The 14,382-nt window shown below is 44.6% G+C and carries 29 protein-coding genes; all 29 read left to right on the top strand.

All coding sequences use genetic code 11. The features are described from left to right. The first annotated feature begins 32 nt into the window (after positions 1-32). Positions 33-677, top strand: a complete 645-nt coding sequence (rplC, locus tag BHC43_RS04725) for a 50S ribosomal protein L3 (protein WP_100141120.1) — start codon at positions 33-35, stop codon at positions 675-677. Next, the gene (gene rplD, locus BHC43_RS04730) at positions 677-1,297 is read left to right on the top strand and encodes a 50S ribosomal protein L4 (protein WP_025331819.1); all 621 of its coding nucleotides are present in this window, start codon (positions 677-679) and stop codon (positions 1,295-1,297) included. Before rplC ends, rplD begins: the two co-directional genes overlap by 1 nt. Then, on the top strand, positions 1,294-1,608 hold the full coding sequence (rplW, locus tag BHC43_RS04735; RefSeq protein WP_180295814.1) for a 50S ribosomal protein L23: 315 nt from the start codon (positions 1,294-1,296) through the stop codon (positions 1,606-1,608). The genes rplD and rplW overlap by 4 nt, the downstream gene beginning before the upstream one ends. 5 nt (positions 1,609-1,613) lie before the next feature. Beyond that, positions 1,614-2,450, top strand: coding sequence for a 50S ribosomal protein L2 (gene rplB / locus BHC43_RS04740; protein WP_100141122.1), 837 nt, complete (start codon positions 1,614-1,616; stop codon positions 2,448-2,450). A gap of 5 nt (positions 2,451-2,455) precedes the next feature. Continuing rightward, a complete protein-coding gene (gene rpsS, locus BHC43_RS04745; RefSeq protein ID WP_025331704.1) occupies positions 2,456-2,731 on the top strand; it encodes a 30S ribosomal protein S19 in 276 nt (91 codons plus the stop codon). Positions 2,732-2,741: 10 nt separating this feature from the next. Continuing rightward, positions 2,742-3,071, top strand: coding sequence for a 50S ribosomal protein L22 (gene rplV / locus BHC43_RS04750; RefSeq protein ID WP_037406961.1), 330 nt, complete (start codon positions 2,742-2,744; stop codon positions 3,069-3,071). A 9-nt stretch (positions 3,072-3,080) separates the two neighbouring features. Continuing rightward, entirely contained in the window at positions 3,081-3,785 is a 705-nt protein-coding gene (gene rpsC / locus BHC43_RS04755; RefSeq protein WP_100141123.1) for a 30S ribosomal protein S3, read from the top strand. Beyond that, positions 3,769-4,185, top strand: coding sequence for a 50S ribosomal protein L16 (rplP, locus tag BHC43_RS04760; protein ID WP_037394618.1), 417 nt, complete (start codon positions 3,769-3,771; stop codon positions 4,183-4,185). The genes rpsC and rplP overlap by 17 nt, the downstream gene beginning before the upstream one ends. After that, positions 4,185-4,376: a 50S ribosomal protein L29 gene (gene rpmC, locus BHC43_RS04765; RefSeq protein ID WP_025331702.1), complete on the top strand. Its 192-nt coding sequence runs from the start codon at positions 4,185-4,187 to the stop codon at positions 4,374-4,376. The genes rplP and rpmC overlap by 1 nt, the downstream gene beginning before the upstream one ends. Further along, positions 4,376-4,639 carry a 30S ribosomal protein S17 gene (rpsQ, locus tag BHC43_RS04770; protein WP_100141124.1) on the top strand — a complete coding sequence of 88 codons (264 nt, stop codon included), beginning with the start codon at positions 4,376-4,378 and terminating at the stop codon, positions 4,637-4,639. The genes rpmC and rpsQ overlap by 1 nt, the downstream gene beginning before the upstream one ends. A 231-nt stretch (positions 4,640-4,870) precedes the next feature. After that, on the top strand, positions 4,871-5,239 hold the full coding sequence (rplN, locus tag BHC43_RS04775) for a 50S ribosomal protein L14 (protein ID WP_025331700.1): 369 nt from the start codon (positions 4,871-4,873) through the stop codon (positions 5,237-5,239). Positions 5,240-5,250: 11 nt separating this feature from the next. Continuing rightward, on the top strand, positions 5,251-5,574 hold the full coding sequence (rplX, locus tag BHC43_RS04780; RefSeq protein ID WP_100156662.1) for a 50S ribosomal protein L24: 324 nt from the start codon (positions 5,251-5,253) through the stop codon (positions 5,572-5,574). Between the two features lie 10 nt (positions 5,575-5,584). Continuing rightward, positions 5,585-6,124 carry a 50S ribosomal protein L5 gene (gene rplE, locus BHC43_RS04785; RefSeq protein WP_025331698.1) on the top strand — a complete coding sequence of 180 codons (540 nt, stop codon included), beginning with the start codon at positions 5,585-5,587 and terminating at the stop codon, positions 6,122-6,124. A 2-nt stretch (positions 6,125-6,126) separates the two neighbouring features. Next, entirely contained in the window at positions 6,127-6,432 is a 306-nt protein-coding gene (gene rpsN / locus BHC43_RS04790) for a 30S ribosomal protein S14 (protein ID WP_025331697.1), read from the top strand. Positions 6,433-6,446: 14 nt separating this feature from the next. Beyond that, positions 6,447-6,839 (top strand): 30S ribosomal protein S8, encoded by a 393-nt coding sequence (rpsH, locus tag BHC43_RS04795; protein WP_100141126.1) that lies wholly within the window; start codon positions 6,447-6,449, stop codon positions 6,837-6,839. Between the two features lie 9 nt (positions 6,840-6,848). After that, a complete protein-coding gene (gene rplF / locus BHC43_RS04800; RefSeq protein WP_100151546.1) occupies positions 6,849-7,382 on the top strand; it encodes a 50S ribosomal protein L6 in 534 nt (177 codons plus the stop codon). A 13-nt stretch (positions 7,383-7,395) separates the two neighbouring features. Next, positions 7,396-7,749: a 50S ribosomal protein L18 gene (gene rplR, locus BHC43_RS04805; RefSeq protein ID WP_100156663.1), complete on the top strand. Its 354-nt coding sequence runs from the start codon at positions 7,396-7,398 to the stop codon at positions 7,747-7,749. A gap of 19 nt (positions 7,750-7,768) precedes the next feature. Continuing rightward, entirely contained in the window at positions 7,769-8,287 is a 519-nt protein-coding gene (rpsE, locus tag BHC43_RS04810) for a 30S ribosomal protein S5 (protein ID WP_100100558.1), read from the top strand. Beyond that, positions 8,280-8,465, top strand: a complete 186-nt coding sequence (rpmD, locus tag BHC43_RS04815) for a 50S ribosomal protein L30 (RefSeq protein ID WP_100100557.1) — start codon at positions 8,280-8,282, stop codon at positions 8,463-8,465. The genes rpsE and rpmD overlap by 8 nt, the downstream gene beginning before the upstream one ends. Position 8,466: 1 nt before the next feature. After that, positions 8,467-8,901, top strand: a complete 435-nt coding sequence (gene rplO, locus BHC43_RS04820) for a 50S ribosomal protein L15 (protein ID WP_100141129.1) — start codon at positions 8,467-8,469, stop codon at positions 8,899-8,901. A 13-nt stretch (positions 8,902-8,914) separates the two neighbouring features. After that, on the top strand, positions 8,915-10,231 hold the full coding sequence (gene secY, locus BHC43_RS04825; RefSeq protein WP_100151547.1) for a preprotein translocase subunit SecY: 1,317 nt from the start codon (positions 8,915-8,917) through the stop codon (positions 10,229-10,231). Between the two features lie 5 nt (positions 10,232-10,236). Then, positions 10,237-10,455, top strand: coding sequence for a translation initiation factor IF-1 (infA, locus tag BHC43_RS04830; RefSeq protein ID WP_003684714.1), 219 nt, complete (start codon positions 10,237-10,239; stop codon positions 10,453-10,455). Between the two features lie 18 nt (positions 10,456-10,473). After that, a complete protein-coding gene (gene rpmJ / locus BHC43_RS04835) occupies positions 10,474-10,587 on the top strand; it encodes a 50S ribosomal protein L36 (protein WP_003697674.1) in 114 nt (37 codons plus the stop codon). 58 nt (positions 10,588-10,645) lie between these two features. Beyond that, on the top strand, positions 10,646-11,008 hold the full coding sequence (gene rpsM, locus BHC43_RS04840) for a 30S ribosomal protein S13 (RefSeq protein WP_037406984.1): 363 nt from the start codon (positions 10,646-10,648) through the stop codon (positions 11,006-11,008). A gap of 16 nt (positions 11,009-11,024) precedes the next feature. Beyond that, on the top strand, positions 11,025-11,417 hold the full coding sequence (gene rpsK / locus BHC43_RS04845; protein ID WP_025331688.1) for a 30S ribosomal protein S11: 393 nt from the start codon (positions 11,025-11,027) through the stop codon (positions 11,415-11,417). A 15-nt stretch (positions 11,418-11,432) separates the two neighbouring features. Next, positions 11,433-12,053 carry a 30S ribosomal protein S4 gene (gene rpsD, locus BHC43_RS04850; protein WP_025331687.1) on the top strand — a complete coding sequence of 207 codons (621 nt, stop codon included), beginning with the start codon at positions 11,433-11,435 and terminating at the stop codon, positions 12,051-12,053. Positions 12,054-12,077: 24 nt separating this feature from the next. After that, the gene (locus BHC43_RS04855; RefSeq protein WP_100141131.1) at positions 12,078-13,064 is read left to right on the top strand and encodes a DNA-directed RNA polymerase subunit alpha; all 987 of its coding nucleotides are present in this window, start codon (positions 12,078-12,080) and stop codon (positions 13,062-13,064) included. Positions 13,065-13,082: 18 nt separating this feature from the next. Further along, on the top strand, positions 13,083-13,466 hold the full coding sequence (gene rplQ / locus BHC43_RS04860; RefSeq protein WP_100141132.1) for a 50S ribosomal protein L17: 384 nt from the start codon (positions 13,083-13,085) through the stop codon (positions 13,464-13,466). A gap of 524 nt (positions 13,467-13,990) precedes the next feature. Then, entirely contained in the window at positions 13,991-14,377 is a 387-nt protein-coding gene (locus BHC43_RS04865; RefSeq protein ID WP_144078736.1) for a hypothetical protein, read from the top strand. Positions 14,378-14,382: the final 5 nt, after the last annotated feature.

Consider the following 14,382-nt stretch of genomic DNA (forward strand, 5'->3'; position numbering starts at 1 on the left):
CGTAATTGGTCCCTTTATAAAAGGAAATAACTATGACTTTAGGTCTGGTTGGGCGCAAAGTAGGCATGACGCGCGTGTTCGATGAGAACGGCGCATCCGTTCCAGTAACCGTACTGGATATGTCTGCTAACCGCGTCACTCAACTCAAATCCGAAGCTACCGACGGCTACACTGCCGTACAGGTGACTTTTGGTCAGAAAAAAGCCAATCGCGTAAGCAAGGCACAGGCAGGTCACTTTGCCAAAGCTGGTGTTGAAGCCGGACGCGGTTTGGTTGAATTTGCTGTTTCTGCTGAAAAACTGGCTGAATTGTCTGCAGGTGCTGAAATCAATGTCGGCATGTTTGCAGCAGGTCAGTTGATTGATGTCACTGGTACCAGCAAAGGTAAAGGCTTTTCTGGCACCATCAAACGTCACAATTTTGGTTCTCAGCGTGCTTCTCACGGTAACTCCCGTTCTCATCGCGTACCTGGTTCAACTGGTATGGCGCAGGATCCGGGTCGCGTATTCCCGGGTAAACGTATGGCTGGTCAGTACGGTAACGTTAAATCCACCATTCAGAATCTCGAAATCGTACGCGTAGATACCGAACGTCAGCTGCTGCTGGTGAAAGGTGCGGTGCCCGGTGCGGTTAACAGCAACGTTGTCGTGCGTCCGAGCGTGAAGGTAGGTGCGTAATGGAACTGAAATTAATTGATGCTCAAGGTCAGGTTGCAGGTGCGGTTGCTGCTTCTGACGCATTGTTTGCACGTGAATACAATGAAGATCTGGTTCACCAGCTTGTAACGGCCTTTTTGGCTAATGCTCGCTCTGGTAACCGTTCACAGCTGACTCGTGCTGAAGTAAAACATTCCACTAAAAAACCATGGCGTCAGAAAGGAACTGGCCGTGCCCGTTCTGGTATGACTTCTTCTCCGCTGTGGCGCAGTGGTGGTCGTGCGTTCCCAAATAAACCAGATGAAAACTTTACCCAGAAAGTAAATCGCAAGATGTACCGTGCGGGTATGGCAGCTATTCTGTCTCAGCTGGTACGTGATGAACGCCTGTTTGTAATTGACGAATTATCTGCTGCTACACCTAAAACCAAAGCCTTTGCCGAACAGGTGAAAAATCTGGGTATGGAACAAGTACTGTTCATCACCAAACAGTTGGATGAAAACGTTTATCTGTCCAGCCGTAACCTGCCAAATGTACTGGTTTTGGAAGCACAGCAAACTGATCCGTACAATCTGTTACGCTTTAAGAAAGTAGTGCTTACCAAAGCAGCAGTTGCACAACTTGAGGAGCAATGGGTATGAATCAACAACGTTTAATGCAAGTGCTCTTGGCTCCTGTTGTTTCTGAAAAAAGCAACATGCTGGCTGAAAAACGCAACCAGATGACGTTTAAAGTATTGCCAAATGCCACCAAGCCTGAAATCAAGGCAGCCGTGGAACTATTATTTAATGTGAAAGTGGACTCAGTAGCCACCACCATCATTAAAGGCAAAAATAAACGTTTTGGCCGTACCATCGGTAAGCGCAGTGATGTGAAAAAAGCTTATGTCAGTCTTGCGGCTGGTCAGGAGCTGGACATTGAATCTGCTGCCGCTTCTGCAGATAAGGAATAAGCACTATGGCTATTGTTAAAATGAAGCCGACTTCTGCTGGCCGTCGCGGCATGGTACGCGTGGTAACAGAAGGCTTGCACAAAGGTGCTCCATATGCACCATTATTGGAAAAACAATCTTCAACTGCTGGCCGTAACCACGGTGGTCGCATTACCACTCGCCACAAAGGTGGTGGTCACAAGCATCACTACCGTGTTGTAGACTTCAAACGTAACGACAAAGACGGTATCGCTGCTAAAGTTGAACGCATTGAGTATGACCCAAACCGTACCGCCCATATTGCCTTGTTGTGCTTCGCCGATGGTGAGCGCCGCTATATCATTGCTCCACGCAATGTACAGGTTGGTGCTGTGCTGGTTTCCGGTTCCGAAGCTGCAATCAAAGCAGGTAACAACCTGCCTATTCGCAATATTCCGGTTGGTACTACATTGCACTGTATCGAAATGAAACCGGGTAAAGGCGCACAGATTGCTCGCTCCGCTGGCGCATCTGCCGTACTTCTTGCAAAAGAAGGTGTATATGCTCAGTTGCGTCTACGTTCTGGTGAAGTGCGAAAAATTCACGTTGACTGCCGTGCCACTATTGGTGAAGTAGGCAACGAAGAGCAAAGCCTGCAAAAACTGGGTAAAGCTGGTGCCAAACGCTGGCGCGGTGTTCGTCCGACCGTTCGCGGTGTAGTAATGAACCCAGTAGATCACCCGCATGGTGGTGGTGAAGGTCGTACAGGTGAAGCCCGCGAACCGGTTAGCCCATGGGGTACACCGACCAAAGGCTATCGTACTCGTCGTAATAAACGCACGAACAACATGATTGTTCGCCGCCGTTACTCAAATAAAGGTTAACTGATATGGCTCGTTCATTGAAAAAAGGCCCATATGTCGACCTGCATTTACTGAAAAAAGTCGATGCGGCTCGTGCTAATAACGACAAGCGCCCGATTAAAACCTGGTCACGTCGTTCCACTATTCTGCCTGATTTTATCGGTTTGACCATCGCTGTACACAACGGCCGTACCCACGTGCCAGTGTTTATTAGCGACAACATGGTAGGCCATAAATTGGGTGAGTTCTCATTGACCCGTACCTTCAAAGGCCATCTGGCTGATAAGAAGGCTAAAAAATAAGGGATAAAACATGAGAGTTAGTGCACAACACAAAAATGCCCGCATTTCTGCGCAAAAAGCCCGTCTTGTTGCTGACTTGGTGCGTGGCAAAGATATTGCCCAAGCGTTGAATATTTTGACATTCAGCCCCAAAAAAGGTGCTGAGCTGATCAAAAAAGTACTGGAGTCTGCTGTGGCCAATGCCGAGCATAACGAAGGTGCTGATATTGACGAATTGAAAGTGGTTACCATTTATGTCGACAAAGGTCCGAGCCTGAAACGTTTTCAAGCACGTGCCAAAGGTCGTGGTAATCGCATCGAAAAACAAACTTGTCACATCAACGTGATTGTGGGCAACTAAGGAAAAGCGATGGGACAAAAAATTAACCCTACAGGCTTTCGCCTGGCAGTGAATAAAGATTGGTCTTCCAAATGGTTTGCCAAAAGCGGCGACTTTTCCAAAGTGCTGAAAGAAGATATTGACGTACGTAATTTTCTGCGCAAACGACTGGCTAATGCTTCTGTTGGTCGCGTAGTTATTGAGCGTCCGGCTAAATCTGCACGTATTACCATTTATAGTGCCCGTCCGGGAATTGTAATTGGTAAAAAAGGTGAAGACATCGAAGTATTAAAACGTGATTTGCAGAAAATCATGGGTGTGCCGGTACATGTCAACATCGAAGAAATCCGTAAACCGGAAATTGATGCGCAAATTATTGCTGATAATATTGCAGCCCAGTTGGAAAAACGTGTAATGTTTCGCCGTGCCATGAAACGCGCTATGCAAAATGCCATGCGTGTTGGTGCCAAAGGTATCAAAATCATGTCTTCCGGCCGATTAAACGGTATTGAAATTGCTCGTACCGAATGGTATCGCGAAGGTCGTGTGCCTCTGCATACCCTGCGTGCTAATGTGGACTACGCAACCAGCGAAGCCAAAACCACATACGGCATCATCGGTATAAAAGTTTGGGTTTACAAAGGTGAACTGACACCAGGTGAAATTCAGGCCAAGCCGGAACAGGAAAAGAAACACAGCAGAAAGGCAGGTGGTCGAAATGCTGCAGCCAACTAGAATGAAATACCGCAAACAGCAGAAAGGCCGCAATACCGGTATTGCTACTCGTGGCAATAAAGTTAGCTTCGGTGATTTTGGTCTGAAAGCTGTGGGTCGTGGTCGTCTGACTGCACGCCAAATTGAAGCAGCACGTCGAGCAATGACTCGTCATATCAAACGTGGCGGTCGCATCTGGATTCGTGTATTCCCGGATAAACCCATTACCGAGAAACCGATTCAGGTTCGTATGGGTGGCGGTAAAGGTAATGTTGAATATTACATCGCCGAAATTCAGCCGGGCAAAATGCTCTACGAAATGGACGGTGTAGATGAAACTTTGGCTCGTCAGGCTTTCGAGCTGGCTGCTGCCAAATTGCCGATTCAGACCGTATTTGTTAAACGCCAGGTAGGTCAATAATGAAAACCAGTGAATTGAAAGACAAATCTGTTGAGCAGTTAAACGAAGAACTGGTTGGCCTGCTGAAAGCGCAATTCGGATTGCGTATGCAGCATGCCACCGGCCAGCTGGGTAAAAACAGTGAGCTGAAAAAAGTGCGTCGTAATATTGCTCGTGTAAAAACCATTTTGCATCAGAAGGATGGTGAATAATGACTGAAGCTAAAAACGTACGTACTTTGCAGGGCAAAGTCGTGAGCGACAAAATGGATAAAACCGTAACCGTACTGGTTGAACGCAAAGTAAAACACCCGTTGTATGGTAAGGTGATTCGTCGTTCGACTAAAATCCATGCCCACGATGAGCAAAACCAATACGGTATTGGTGACGTTGTTGTCATTTCCGAAGGTCGCCCAATGTCAAAAACCAAAAGCTGGGTTGTAACTGAGCTGATTGAAAAAGCACGCAATGTGTAATTAACACAACAAAGTGCTGCAATTAGGGAACGAAGTATTGCGACAATCCAATATTGTCTGTAAACTTCGTTCCTTAACTTTCAGTTTCCTGAAAGTTTCCGGCGCTCGCCGGAACTCTCCCTTCGGGACCCAAGACTGGTTTACTAGAACCGTTAAAGGTTTCAAACAGCCATAAAGAGTAGTAGGCTGATTGAAAGCGGTAAATTAAGTTGGATTTTAAAAGGTAATAACATGATTCAAATGCAGACCATCTTAGATGTGGCTGACAACTCTGGTGCACGCCGTGTAATGTGCATCAAAGTATTAGGTGGATCTAAGCGTCGCTACGCATCTGTAGGCGACATCATCAAAGTGGCCGTTAAAGACGCAGCTCCTCGTGGTCGCGTAAAAAAGGGCGATGTATATAATGCTGTAGTTGTTCGCACAGCAAAAGGTGTACGTCGTAACGACGGTGCACTGATTAAGTTTGATAACAATGCAGCCGTGCTGTTGAATACTAAATTGGAACCAATTGGTACCCGTATTTTTGGCCCGGTAACCCGTGAGCTACGTACTGAGCGATTCATGAAAATCGTTTCATTGGCTCCTGAAGTACTGTAAGTGAGGTTGCAATGAAAAAGATTAAAACTGGTGATCAGGTGATCATCATTGCCGGTAAAGATAAGGGCAAACAGGGTAAAGTAGTGCGTGTTCTGGGTGAGAAAGTGATTGTTGACGGTATTAACCGCGTGAAACGTCACCAGAAACCTAACCCCATGCGTGGGATTGAAGGTGGTGTGATCACCAAAGATGCGCCATTGGCTATTTCCAATGTAGCGATTTTCAATCCGGAAACCCAAAAAGCTGACCGCGTAGGCATCAAAGTAGAAACTGTAGACGGTAAAGTAGTACGTACCCGTGTATACAAATCTACCGGTGCAGTCGTGGGAGCTTAAGGAGTAATCAATGGCTCGTTTAAAAGACTTTTATAACACCACTGTTGTTCCTGAGTTGACCAAACAGTTCGGTTACAAATCTATCATGGAAGTACCGCGTATTGAAAAAATCACCTTGAATATGGGTGTAGGCGAAGCGGTTGCTGATAAAAAAGTAATGGAACACGCTGTTGGTGACTTAGAAAAAATTGCTGGTCAGAAACCGGTAGTAACTGTAGCACGCAAGTCAATTGCAGGTTTCAAAATCCGTGACAACTATCCGATCGGCTGTAAAGTAACTTTGCGCCGTGACCGTATGTATGAGTTTCTGGATCGACTGATTGCCATAGCTTTGCCACGTGTGCGTGACTTCCGTGGCGTAAACGGTAAATCATTTGACGGTCGTGGTAACTACAACATGGGCGTGCGTGAACAAATTATTTTCCCGGAAATTGAATACGACAAAATTGATGCTTTGCGTGGTCTGAATATTACCATCACCACGACTGCCAAAACTGATGCAGAAGCCAAAGCACTGTTGTCTCTGTTCAAATTTCCGTTTAAGGGTTAATTATGGCTAAGAAAGCACTTATTAATCGTGAGCTGAAGCGCGAAGCTTTGGCAAAAAAATATGCTGCCAAACGCGAAGCCATTTTCGCTATCATCAATGATGCCAATGCGACTGATGAAGAGCATTTTCAGGCTCGATTGAAACTGCAGGCTATTCCGCGTAATGCTGCTCCGATTCGTCAACGTCGTCGCTGCGCTTTGACAGGTCGTCCGCGTGGTAATTTCCGTAAATTCGGCTTGGCCCGTACTAAAATCCGTGAAATCGCCATGCGTGGTGAAATTCCGGGCGTAATCAAAGCCAGCTGGTAATAGGAGTATAAAATATGAGTATGCATGATCCTATTTCCGATATGTTGACCCGTATTCGTAATGCTCAGCGTGCTAACAAAGCATCTGTAAGCATGCCGTCTTCCAAACTGAAAGTGGCTATTGCCAAAGTTTTGAAAGAAGAAGGTTACGTAGAAGACTTTGCCGTATCTACCGAAACCAAGGCGACATTGGAAATACAATTAAAATACTACGCTGGTCAGCCTGTGATTGAACGCATTCAACGCGTTTCACGTCCTGGTCTGCGTGTGTATAAAGGTTCCAACGACATTCCTTCAGTAATGAATGGTTTGGGCGTTGTGATTGTGAGCACTTCTAAAGGTGTAATGACTGACCGCAAAGCCCGTGCCAATGGTATCGGCGGTGAGTTGTTATGCGTGGTTGCCTAAGGGGAAAACATGTCTCGAATTGCTAAACATCCGGTAGTCGTTCCGGCTGGCGTTGACGTTAAGTTCTCTCCAGAAGCTATCATTGTTAAAGGTAAAAACGGCGAACTGTCCCTGCATCAGCATGCTGAAGTAAATGTAGCATTAAATGATGGACAATTAGTTATTACTGCCAACGACAGCAGTACAAAAGCGAATGCTTTATCTGGTACCGTGCGTGCGTTACTGCACAACATGGTTGTTGGTGTAAGCAATGGTTTTGAGAAAAAACTGCAATTGATTGGTGTAGGCTATCGCGCTCAAGCTCAAGGAAAGGTATTAAATCTTTCTTTGGGCTACTCTCATCCGATTAATTACGAATTGCCAGAAGGCATTACAGCTACTACACCTTCAGCTACCGAAATTATTATTGCTGGTGCTGACAAACAGGTAGTAGGGCAAGTTGCTGCTGAAATTCGTGGATTCCGTCCGCCTGAACCTTATAAAGGTAAAGGTGTACGATATGCTGATGAGCGTGTCGTTATTAAAGAAACCAAGAAAAAATAATTGAGGCTCACTGATGGATAAAAATGTAGCAAGACTGCGTCGTGCACGTAAAACCCGTGCCAAAATTGCAGCCCTGAACAAAGTGAGATTGTGCGTTTTTCGTACCAATAATCACATTTATGCCCAGGTTATTAGCGCTGAAGGTGATCGAGTATTGGCTCAGGCTTCTACTCTTGAGGCTGATGTGCGTGCCAGCATCAAATACGGCAGCAATGTAGACGCTGCGATAGTGGTTGGCAAACGCATTGCTGAAAAAGCTAAAGCAGCCGGCATTGAAGCAGTGGCATTTGACCGTTCAGGTTTTCAATACCATGGTCGCGTTAAAGCCTTGGCTGAGGCAGCCCGTGAAAACGGCTTAAGCTTCTAATAAACTGGAGACCAGAAATATGGCAAAACACGAAACTGAAGAACGCGGTGACGGCCTGATCGAAAAGATGGTTGCCGTAAACCGTGTGACCAAAGTGGTTAAAGGTGGCCGCATTATGGCTTTTTCAGCTTTAACCGTAGTAGGTGATGGCGATGGTCGCATCGGTATGGGCAAAGGTAAATCTAAAGAGGTTCCTGTTGCTGTACAGAAAGCCATGGATCATGCACGTCGTAACATGATTAAAGTGCCATTAAATGGCCGTACAATTCATCATGAAGTAATCGGTCGTCATGGCGCTACTCGCGTATTCATGCAGCCTGCCAAAGAAGGTAATGGTGTGAAAGCAGGTGGTCCGATGCGTTTGGTTTTTGATGCAATGGGTATTCATAATATCTCTGCTAAAGTGCATGGTTCAACTAATCCTTACAATATTGTTCGTGCAACATTGGATGGTTTGTCTAAACTGTACACGCCAGCTGAAATTGCTGCCAAACGTGGCCTGACCGTAGAAGAAATTTTAGGAGCAGATCATGAGTGAGCAGAAAACCGTACGCATTACACTGGTTAAAAGCTTGATTGGCACTATTGCCGCTCACCGTGCCTGCGCACGTGGCTTAGGTTTGCGTCATCGTGAGCATACTGTTGAAGTGCTTGATACCCCCGAAAATCGTGGCATGATCAACAAAATCAGCTACCTTTTGAAAGTGGAGAAGTAACATGCTTTTGAATACCATTCAGCCTGCTGAAGGTGCTAAACATGCGGCTCGCCGCGTGGGTCGTGGCATCGGCAGTGGTTTAGGCAAAACCTGTGGCCGTGGGCATAAAGGTCAGAAAAGCCGTAAAGGTGGTTATCATAAAGTTGGTTTCGAAGGCGGACAAATGCCTTTGCAGCGTCGCTTGCCGAAACGTGGCTTTAAATCTATGACAGCTCATCTAAATGCTGAAGTGCGTCTGGATGAACTGGCGAAAGTTGCAGTAAACGAAATTGATGTTCTGGTATTGAAACAGGCCGGATTGGTACCTGCAACTGCTTTGAATGTCAAAATCATTGCATCTGGCAACATTGATAAGGCGGTAACTTTAAATGGTATTAAAGCCACCAAAGGTGCGCAACAGGCCATTGAAGCTGCCGGTGGTAAAGTAGCAGAATAAGGCAAGGAAACAAGTGGCTAATCCGCAATCCGCAACAGGACTTTCAAAGTTTGGTGATTTAAAAAATCGTCTGTTATTTTTGCTTGGTGCGTTGGTTGTATTCCGCATCGGATCGCATATTCCAGTGCCCGGTGTGGATGGTGCTGCTTTGACCAAACTGTATGAAAGTGCCGGCGGAGGCATATTGAGCATGCTCAATATGTTTTCCGGCGGTTCACTGCAACGGTTCAGTATCTTTGCAATTGGTGTTATGCCATATATTTCAGCTTCAATTATTGTACAGCTGGCTTCTGAAATTATCCCTTCCCTGAAAGCACTCAAAAAGGAAGGTGAAGCTGGACGTCGGACTTTGACGAAATATACGCGTTATGGCACTGTATTGTTGGCTACTCTACAAAGTTTCGGTGCTGCAGCATTTGTTTATCAACAAAATGTAGTGGTATCTGGCCAGTTTGAATTTTATTTGACTACCATGGTGTGTCTGGTTACCGGAACCATGTTTCTTATGTGGCTTGGTGAGCAGATTACAGAACGTGGTATTGGTAATGGTATTTCGCTGATTATTACTGCCGGTATCGCAGCCAGTCTGCCTGCCGGTATTGGTCGCTTACTAACACTGACTAGTCAGGGTTCAATCAGTTATTTGATGGCTGTTGCACTGATTGTTGGGGCATTAGCTTTGATTTATGCTGTTGTATACATCGAAAGTGCACAACGTAAAGTACCGGTGCAATATGCTAAGCGGCAAGTAGGTAATCGCATTATGCAGGCTCAGAATTCACATTTGCCATTTAAATTGAATATGGCCGGCGTGATACCGCCAATTTTTGCGTCTAGTATTATTCTGTTTCCCTCTACTCTATTAAGCTGGTTTGGTTCAGCTAATCAAGATGGATGGTTGCAGAAACTGGCCACACTCTTGCAGCATGGTCAGCCTGTTTATATTTTGCTATTTGCAGCTACTATTATCTTCTTTTGTTATTTCTATACGGCGTTGGTATTCAGTCCAAGAGAAATGGCAGAAAATCTGAAGAAAAGTGGTGCTTTCGTGCCGGGTATTCGCCCTGGTGAACAAACCAGTCGTTATCTGGAGAAAGTTGTATTGCGTTTAACCTTCTGGGGCGCAATTTATATAGCTATCGTGTGCCTGATTCCGGAAGTATTAACTTCTGCGATGAATGTACCTTTCTACCTAGGTGGCACCTCACTACTTATTCTGGTGGTGGTGACCATGGATTTTAAAACGCAAATTGCTTCTTATGTGATGAGTAGTCAGTATGAACATCTAATGAAGCGTTCTGCGATGAAATCATTATCATCACGTCGTTAAGTATTATGGCTAAAGAAGATACCATACAAATGCAGGGTGAAATCCTTGAAACCCTGCCCAACGCAACTTTTAAAGTTAAACTTGAAAACGATCATGTCGTTTTAGGTCATATTTCTGGAAAAATGCGTATGCATTACATACGTATTTCCCCTGGAGATAAGGTGACTGTGGAATTGACTCCGTACGATTTGACTCGTGCTCGCATCGTTTTCCGCGCCCGCTAAGAGTAGAAAGGAAATAATATGCGCGTTCAGCCGTCGGTAAAGAAAATTTGCCGCAATTGTAAAATCATCCGTCGCAACCGCGTTGTACGTGTGATTTGTACCGACCCTCGTCACAAACAACGTCAAGGCTAATTGGATAACCCTAAGTCTTTATGTTATAGTGACAGACTTTTTGCCCTAAGGAAAAAATATGGCTCGTATTGCAGGGGTGAATATCCCTAACAATGCCCATATCGTAATTGGCCTTCAGGCTATTTATGGTATTGGTTCGTCTCGCGCTAAACTGGTTTGCGAAGCTGCCGGCGTTGTGCCGAGCACTAAAGTTAAAGATTTGGACGAGGCTCAACTTGATGCTTTACGTGAACAAATTGCCAAATACCATGTAGAAGGTGATTTGCGTCGTGAAGTAACCATGAACATCAAACGATTGATGGATATGGGCTGCTATCGTGGTCTGCGTCATCGTCGTGGTTTGCCTTGCCGTGGTCAGCGTACCCGTACCAATGCGCGTACTCGTAAAGGTCCGCGTAAAGCGATTGCAGGCAAGAAATAATTGATAAGGAACAATAATGGCTAAAGCAAACACAGCTCGTGTGCGCAAGAAAGTACGTAAATCCGTAAGTGAAGGTATTGTGCATGTACATGCATCTTTCAATAATACCATCATTACTATCACTGACCGTCAGGGCAATGCATTATCTTGGGCTACCTCTGGCGGTGCTGGTTTTAAAGGTTCACGTAAAAGCACACCATTTGCCGCTCAGGTTGCGGCTGAAGCAGCTGGCAAAGTTGCCCAAGAGTATGGCGTAAAAAATCTGGAAGTTCGTATAAAGGGGCCGGGTCCTGGTCGCGAATCTTCTGTACGTGCGCTCAACGCTCTTGGTTTCAAGATTACCAGTATTACAGACGTTACTCCATTGCCACACAATGGTTGTCGGCCACCTAAAAAACGTCGTATCTAACAGGAGTATTCGAGTATGGCACGTTATACCGGCCCGAAATGTAAATTAGCCCGTCGTGAGGGTACTGATCTTTTTCTGAAGAGTGCTCGTCGCTCTCTGGATTCTAAATGTAAGCTGGATTCTGCTCCAGGTCAGCACGGTGCGAAAAAACCTCGCCTGTCTGGCTATGGATTGCAATTGCGTGAAAAACAAAAAATTCGTCGTATTTACGGCGTTTTGGAACGTCAGTTCCGCCGTTATTTTGCTGAAGCAGCCCGTCGTAAAGGTTCGACTGGTGAATTGCTGCTTCAGTTGTTGGAATCTCGTTTAGACAACGTGGTATACCGCATGGGTTTTGGTTCTACACGTGCTGAAGCCCGTCAGTTGGTATCTCACAAAGCCATTACCGTGAACGGCCAAGTTGTCAATATCCCTTCTTTTCAAGTAAAAGCTGGTGATGTAGTTGCTGTTCGCGAAAAAGCCAAAAAACAGGTGCGTATTCAGGAAGCTTTCAGTCTGGCCAGTCAGATCGGCTTACCAAGCTGGGTTTCTGTTGAAGAAGGCAAACTGGAAGGTGTTTTCAAAAACATGCCAGATCGCACTGAATTGAGTGGCGATATTAATGAACAGCTGGTGGTAGAGTTTTACTCTAAATAAAGCTGGTTAAGTGAGGACAGTTAAATGCAAAACACATCCGAATTCTTGAAACCGCGTCAAATTGACGTTGACACCTTGTCTGCTACTCGAGCCAAAGTGTCTATGGAGCCGTTTGAACGTGGTTTCGGCCATACGTTGGGTAATGCTTTGCGTCGTATCTTACTGTCATCAATGAATGGTTATGCGTCGACAGAAGTAACGATTGAAGGCGTATTGCATGAATACTCTACGCTTGACAGTGTTCAGGAAGATGTTGTTGATATTCTTCTGAATCTGAAGGGCGTAGTATTTAAAGTGCATGGCCGCACAGAGGTAACTTTAAGTCTGAAAAAATCTGGAGCAGGGGTTGTTACTGCTGCTGATATCGAGTTACCACATGACGTCGAAATTGTTAATCCTGATCATGTTATCTGCCATCTGTCAGAAGGTGGAAGTATTAATATGGAAATCAAGGTTGAGCAAGGACGTGGTTATGAAGCTGTGTCTGGTCGTCGAAATAAAGACGATCACAAACGTATCGGCGCTATTCAACTGGATGCAAGCTTTTCGCCTATCAGTCGTGTCAGCTTTGAAGTGGAACCGGCTCGTGTGGAGCAACGTACTGATTTAGACCGCTTAGTTTTGGATATTGAAACCAATGGTGCAATTGATCCGGAAGAAGCGGTACGCAGTGCAGCCTGTATTTTGATTGATCAGATGTCAATCTTTGCTGATTTACAGGGTACGCCGGTAGCAGTAGTGGAAGAAAAAGAACCACCTATTGATCCTATTCTACTTCGTCCTGTGGACGATCTGGAGTTGACCGTTCGTTCAGCAAACTGTTTGAAAGCTGAAGATATTTACTATATTGGCGATTTGATTCAACGTACAGAGACTGAACTGTTGAAAACTCCGAATCTGGGTAGAAAATCTCTGAATGAAATCAAGGAAGTCTTGGCTTCCAAAGGTTTGACGTTGGGTTCAAAACTGGAAGCCTGGCCGCCGGCCAGTCTGGAAAAGCCACAAGTTTGATGATTAAAGGATAATGACATGCGTCATCGTAATGGTAACCGCAAATTAAACCGCACCAGCAGTCATCGTGCTGCTATGTTGCGTAATATGGCTAATTCATTGTTGACTCACGAAGCGATTGTAACTACTTTGCCGAAAGCTAAAGAGTTACGCCGTGTTGCTGAACCGTTGATTACTTTAGGTAAAAAGCCTTCACTGGCCAATCATCGTTTAGCTTTTAATCGTACACGTGATCGTGAAGTTGTTGTAAAGTTATTTAATGAATTGGGCCCGCGCTTCGCTAATCGAAATGGTGGCTATCTGCGCATTTTGAAATATGGTTTCCGTAAAGGTGATAATGCTCCATTGGCTCTGGTTGAGTTAGTAGAGAAAGCACCTGAAACTGAAGCTGTTGCTGAGTAATCAGACTTCAAATACAAGCCAGCCGTTAGGCTGGCTTGTTTCATTTTGTTTATTTGCCCGTTAATACAATTATGATTGTGTAGAAATTTTACTTGTGAAATTATTTTAAATGCTTAATAGGTATCGACAAGTTTTATTAAAAGAAGATTTGGTTGCTTTGTCACTAAGTAAAAATGAGGATTCACGCAATTATTAATGGGTATAACTAGCAATAATTATAAGTATAAGATATATGGTATGACTTGAATTGTTTGCTAGGTGAATTTGTTAACACTGATTATTTAGTAGAGCAATTAAATTCTTAATTCTTAGCTAAATCTTTGTATATGATGATATTCCATCCATTTATTTATCTTTAGTTGAAGCACGATATGATGTAATTAAATGTTTAAACGCAGATTAATAATTTCATTATTTTATTTATCAGTTCTCATTTGATTGCTTTGCTGGAATGGCTGCTGATAAATCGTCTTCTGCGTATAATTGTTTCCCGTAAATTAACCATTGTTATTCAAGGAGAAACTATGAAGTACTTGCGATTGGCGTTATGTGGTTTGATTTTGTTGACTGCTTCATTTGCATGGGCAGGCCGTATTTTACCTAGCGATGTTCAGATTGTAGTGCTGAAAAATGCTGAGGGGCAACAGGTTGTATTGGGAACTGCGAAAAAGGCCTGGTTACGTACGCTGAGTCTGGGCTTAATCAATGGTAATAAAACATTTCAATTGAGTCGTGCCGTAAGAGTGCATGATGCCAATAACCGTTTTATTACTTATAATAATTTGTCTAGATTCAAGAACTCTCCGATAGCGGTACGCTTTGACAGGATGAATCAGATTCAAGAAATCTGGGTATTGACGGATGAGGAACAAAATGAGTTGATCCGCCCGAATAATCCTCAGGTTGAATAATATTG

The organism is Snodgrassella alvi (assembly GCF_002777855.1).
GTDB lineage: Bacteria > Pseudomonadota > Gammaproteobacteria > Burkholderiales > Neisseriaceae > Snodgrassella > Snodgrassella alvi_E.

Bases quoted from the DNA above. Each gene is read 5' to 3' on its own strand.
- rplC (WP_100141120.1), top strand. From the start codon at position 33: ATGACTTTAGGTCTGGTTGGGCGCAAAGTAGGCATGACGCGCGTGTTC.
- rplD (WP_025331819.1), top strand. From the start codon at position 677: ATGGAACTGAAATTAATTGATGCTCAAGGTCAGGTTGCAGGTGCGGTT.
- rplW (WP_180295814.1), top strand. From the start codon at position 1,294: ATGAATCAACAACGTTTAATGCAAGTGCTCTTGGCTCCTGTTGTTTCT.
- rplB (WP_100141122.1), top strand. From the start codon at position 1,614: ATGGCTATTGTTAAAATGAAGCCGACTTCTGCTGGCCGTCGCGGCATG.
- rpsS (WP_025331704.1), top strand. From the start codon at position 2,456: ATGGCTCGTTCATTGAAAAAAGGCCCATATGTCGACCTGCATTTACTG.
- rplV (WP_037406961.1), top strand. From the start codon at position 2,742: ATGAGAGTTAGTGCACAACACAAAAATGCCCGCATTTCTGCGCAAAAA.
- rpsC (WP_100141123.1), top strand. From the start codon at position 3,081: ATGGGACAAAAAATTAACCCTACAGGCTTTCGCCTGGCAGTGAATAAA.
- rplP (WP_037394618.1), top strand. From the start codon at position 3,769: ATGCTGCAGCCAACTAGAATGAAATACCGCAAACAGCAGAAAGGCCGC.
- rpmC (WP_025331702.1), top strand. From the start codon at position 4,185: ATGAAAACCAGTGAATTGAAAGACAAATCTGTTGAGCAGTTAAACGAA.
- rpsQ (WP_100141124.1), top strand. From the start codon at position 4,376: ATGACTGAAGCTAAAAACGTACGTACTTTGCAGGGCAAAGTCGTGAGC.
- rplN (WP_025331700.1), top strand. From the start codon at position 4,871: ATGATTCAAATGCAGACCATCTTAGATGTGGCTGACAACTCTGGTGCA.
- rplX (WP_100156662.1), top strand. From the start codon at position 5,251: ATGAAAAAGATTAAAACTGGTGATCAGGTGATCATCATTGCCGGTAAA.
- rplE (WP_025331698.1), top strand. From the start codon at position 5,585: ATGGCTCGTTTAAAAGACTTTTATAACACCACTGTTGTTCCTGAGTTG.
- rpsN (WP_025331697.1), top strand. From the start codon at position 6,127: ATGGCTAAGAAAGCACTTATTAATCGTGAGCTGAAGCGCGAAGCTTTG.
- rpsH (WP_100141126.1), top strand. From the start codon at position 6,447: ATGAGTATGCATGATCCTATTTCCGATATGTTGACCCGTATTCGTAAT.
- rplF (WP_100151546.1), top strand. From the start codon at position 6,849: ATGTCTCGAATTGCTAAACATCCGGTAGTCGTTCCGGCTGGCGTTGAC.
- rplR (WP_100156663.1), top strand. From the start codon at position 7,396: ATGGATAAAAATGTAGCAAGACTGCGTCGTGCACGTAAAACCCGTGCC.
- rpsE (WP_100100558.1), top strand. From the start codon at position 7,769: ATGGCAAAACACGAAACTGAAGAACGCGGTGACGGCCTGATCGAAAAG.
- rpmD (WP_100100557.1), top strand. From the start codon at position 8,280: ATGAGTGAGCAGAAAACCGTACGCATTACACTGGTTAAAAGCTTGATT.
- rplO (WP_100141129.1), top strand. From the start codon at position 8,467: ATGCTTTTGAATACCATTCAGCCTGCTGAAGGTGCTAAACATGCGGCT.
- infA (WP_003684714.1), top strand. From the start codon at position 10,237: ATGGCTAAAGAAGATACCATACAAATGCAGGGTGAAATCCTTGAAACC.
- rpmJ (WP_003697674.1), top strand. From the start codon at position 10,474: ATGCGCGTTCAGCCGTCGGTAAAGAAAATTTGCCGCAATTGTAAAATC.
- rpsM (WP_037406984.1), top strand. From the start codon at position 10,646: ATGGCTCGTATTGCAGGGGTGAATATCCCTAACAATGCCCATATCGTA.
- rpsK (WP_025331688.1), top strand. From the start codon at position 11,025: ATGGCTAAAGCAAACACAGCTCGTGTGCGCAAGAAAGTACGTAAATCC.
- rpsD (WP_025331687.1), top strand. From the start codon at position 11,433: ATGGCACGTTATACCGGCCCGAAATGTAAATTAGCCCGTCGTGAGGGT.
- BHC43_RS04855 (WP_100141131.1), top strand. From the start codon at position 12,078: ATGCAAAACACATCCGAATTCTTGAAACCGCGTCAAATTGACGTTGAC.
- rplQ (WP_100141132.1), top strand. From the start codon at position 13,083: ATGCGTCATCGTAATGGTAACCGCAAATTAAACCGCACCAGCAGTCAT.
- BHC43_RS04865 (WP_144078736.1), top strand. From the start codon at position 13,991: ATGAAGTACTTGCGATTGGCGTTATGTGGTTTGATTTTGTTGACTGCT.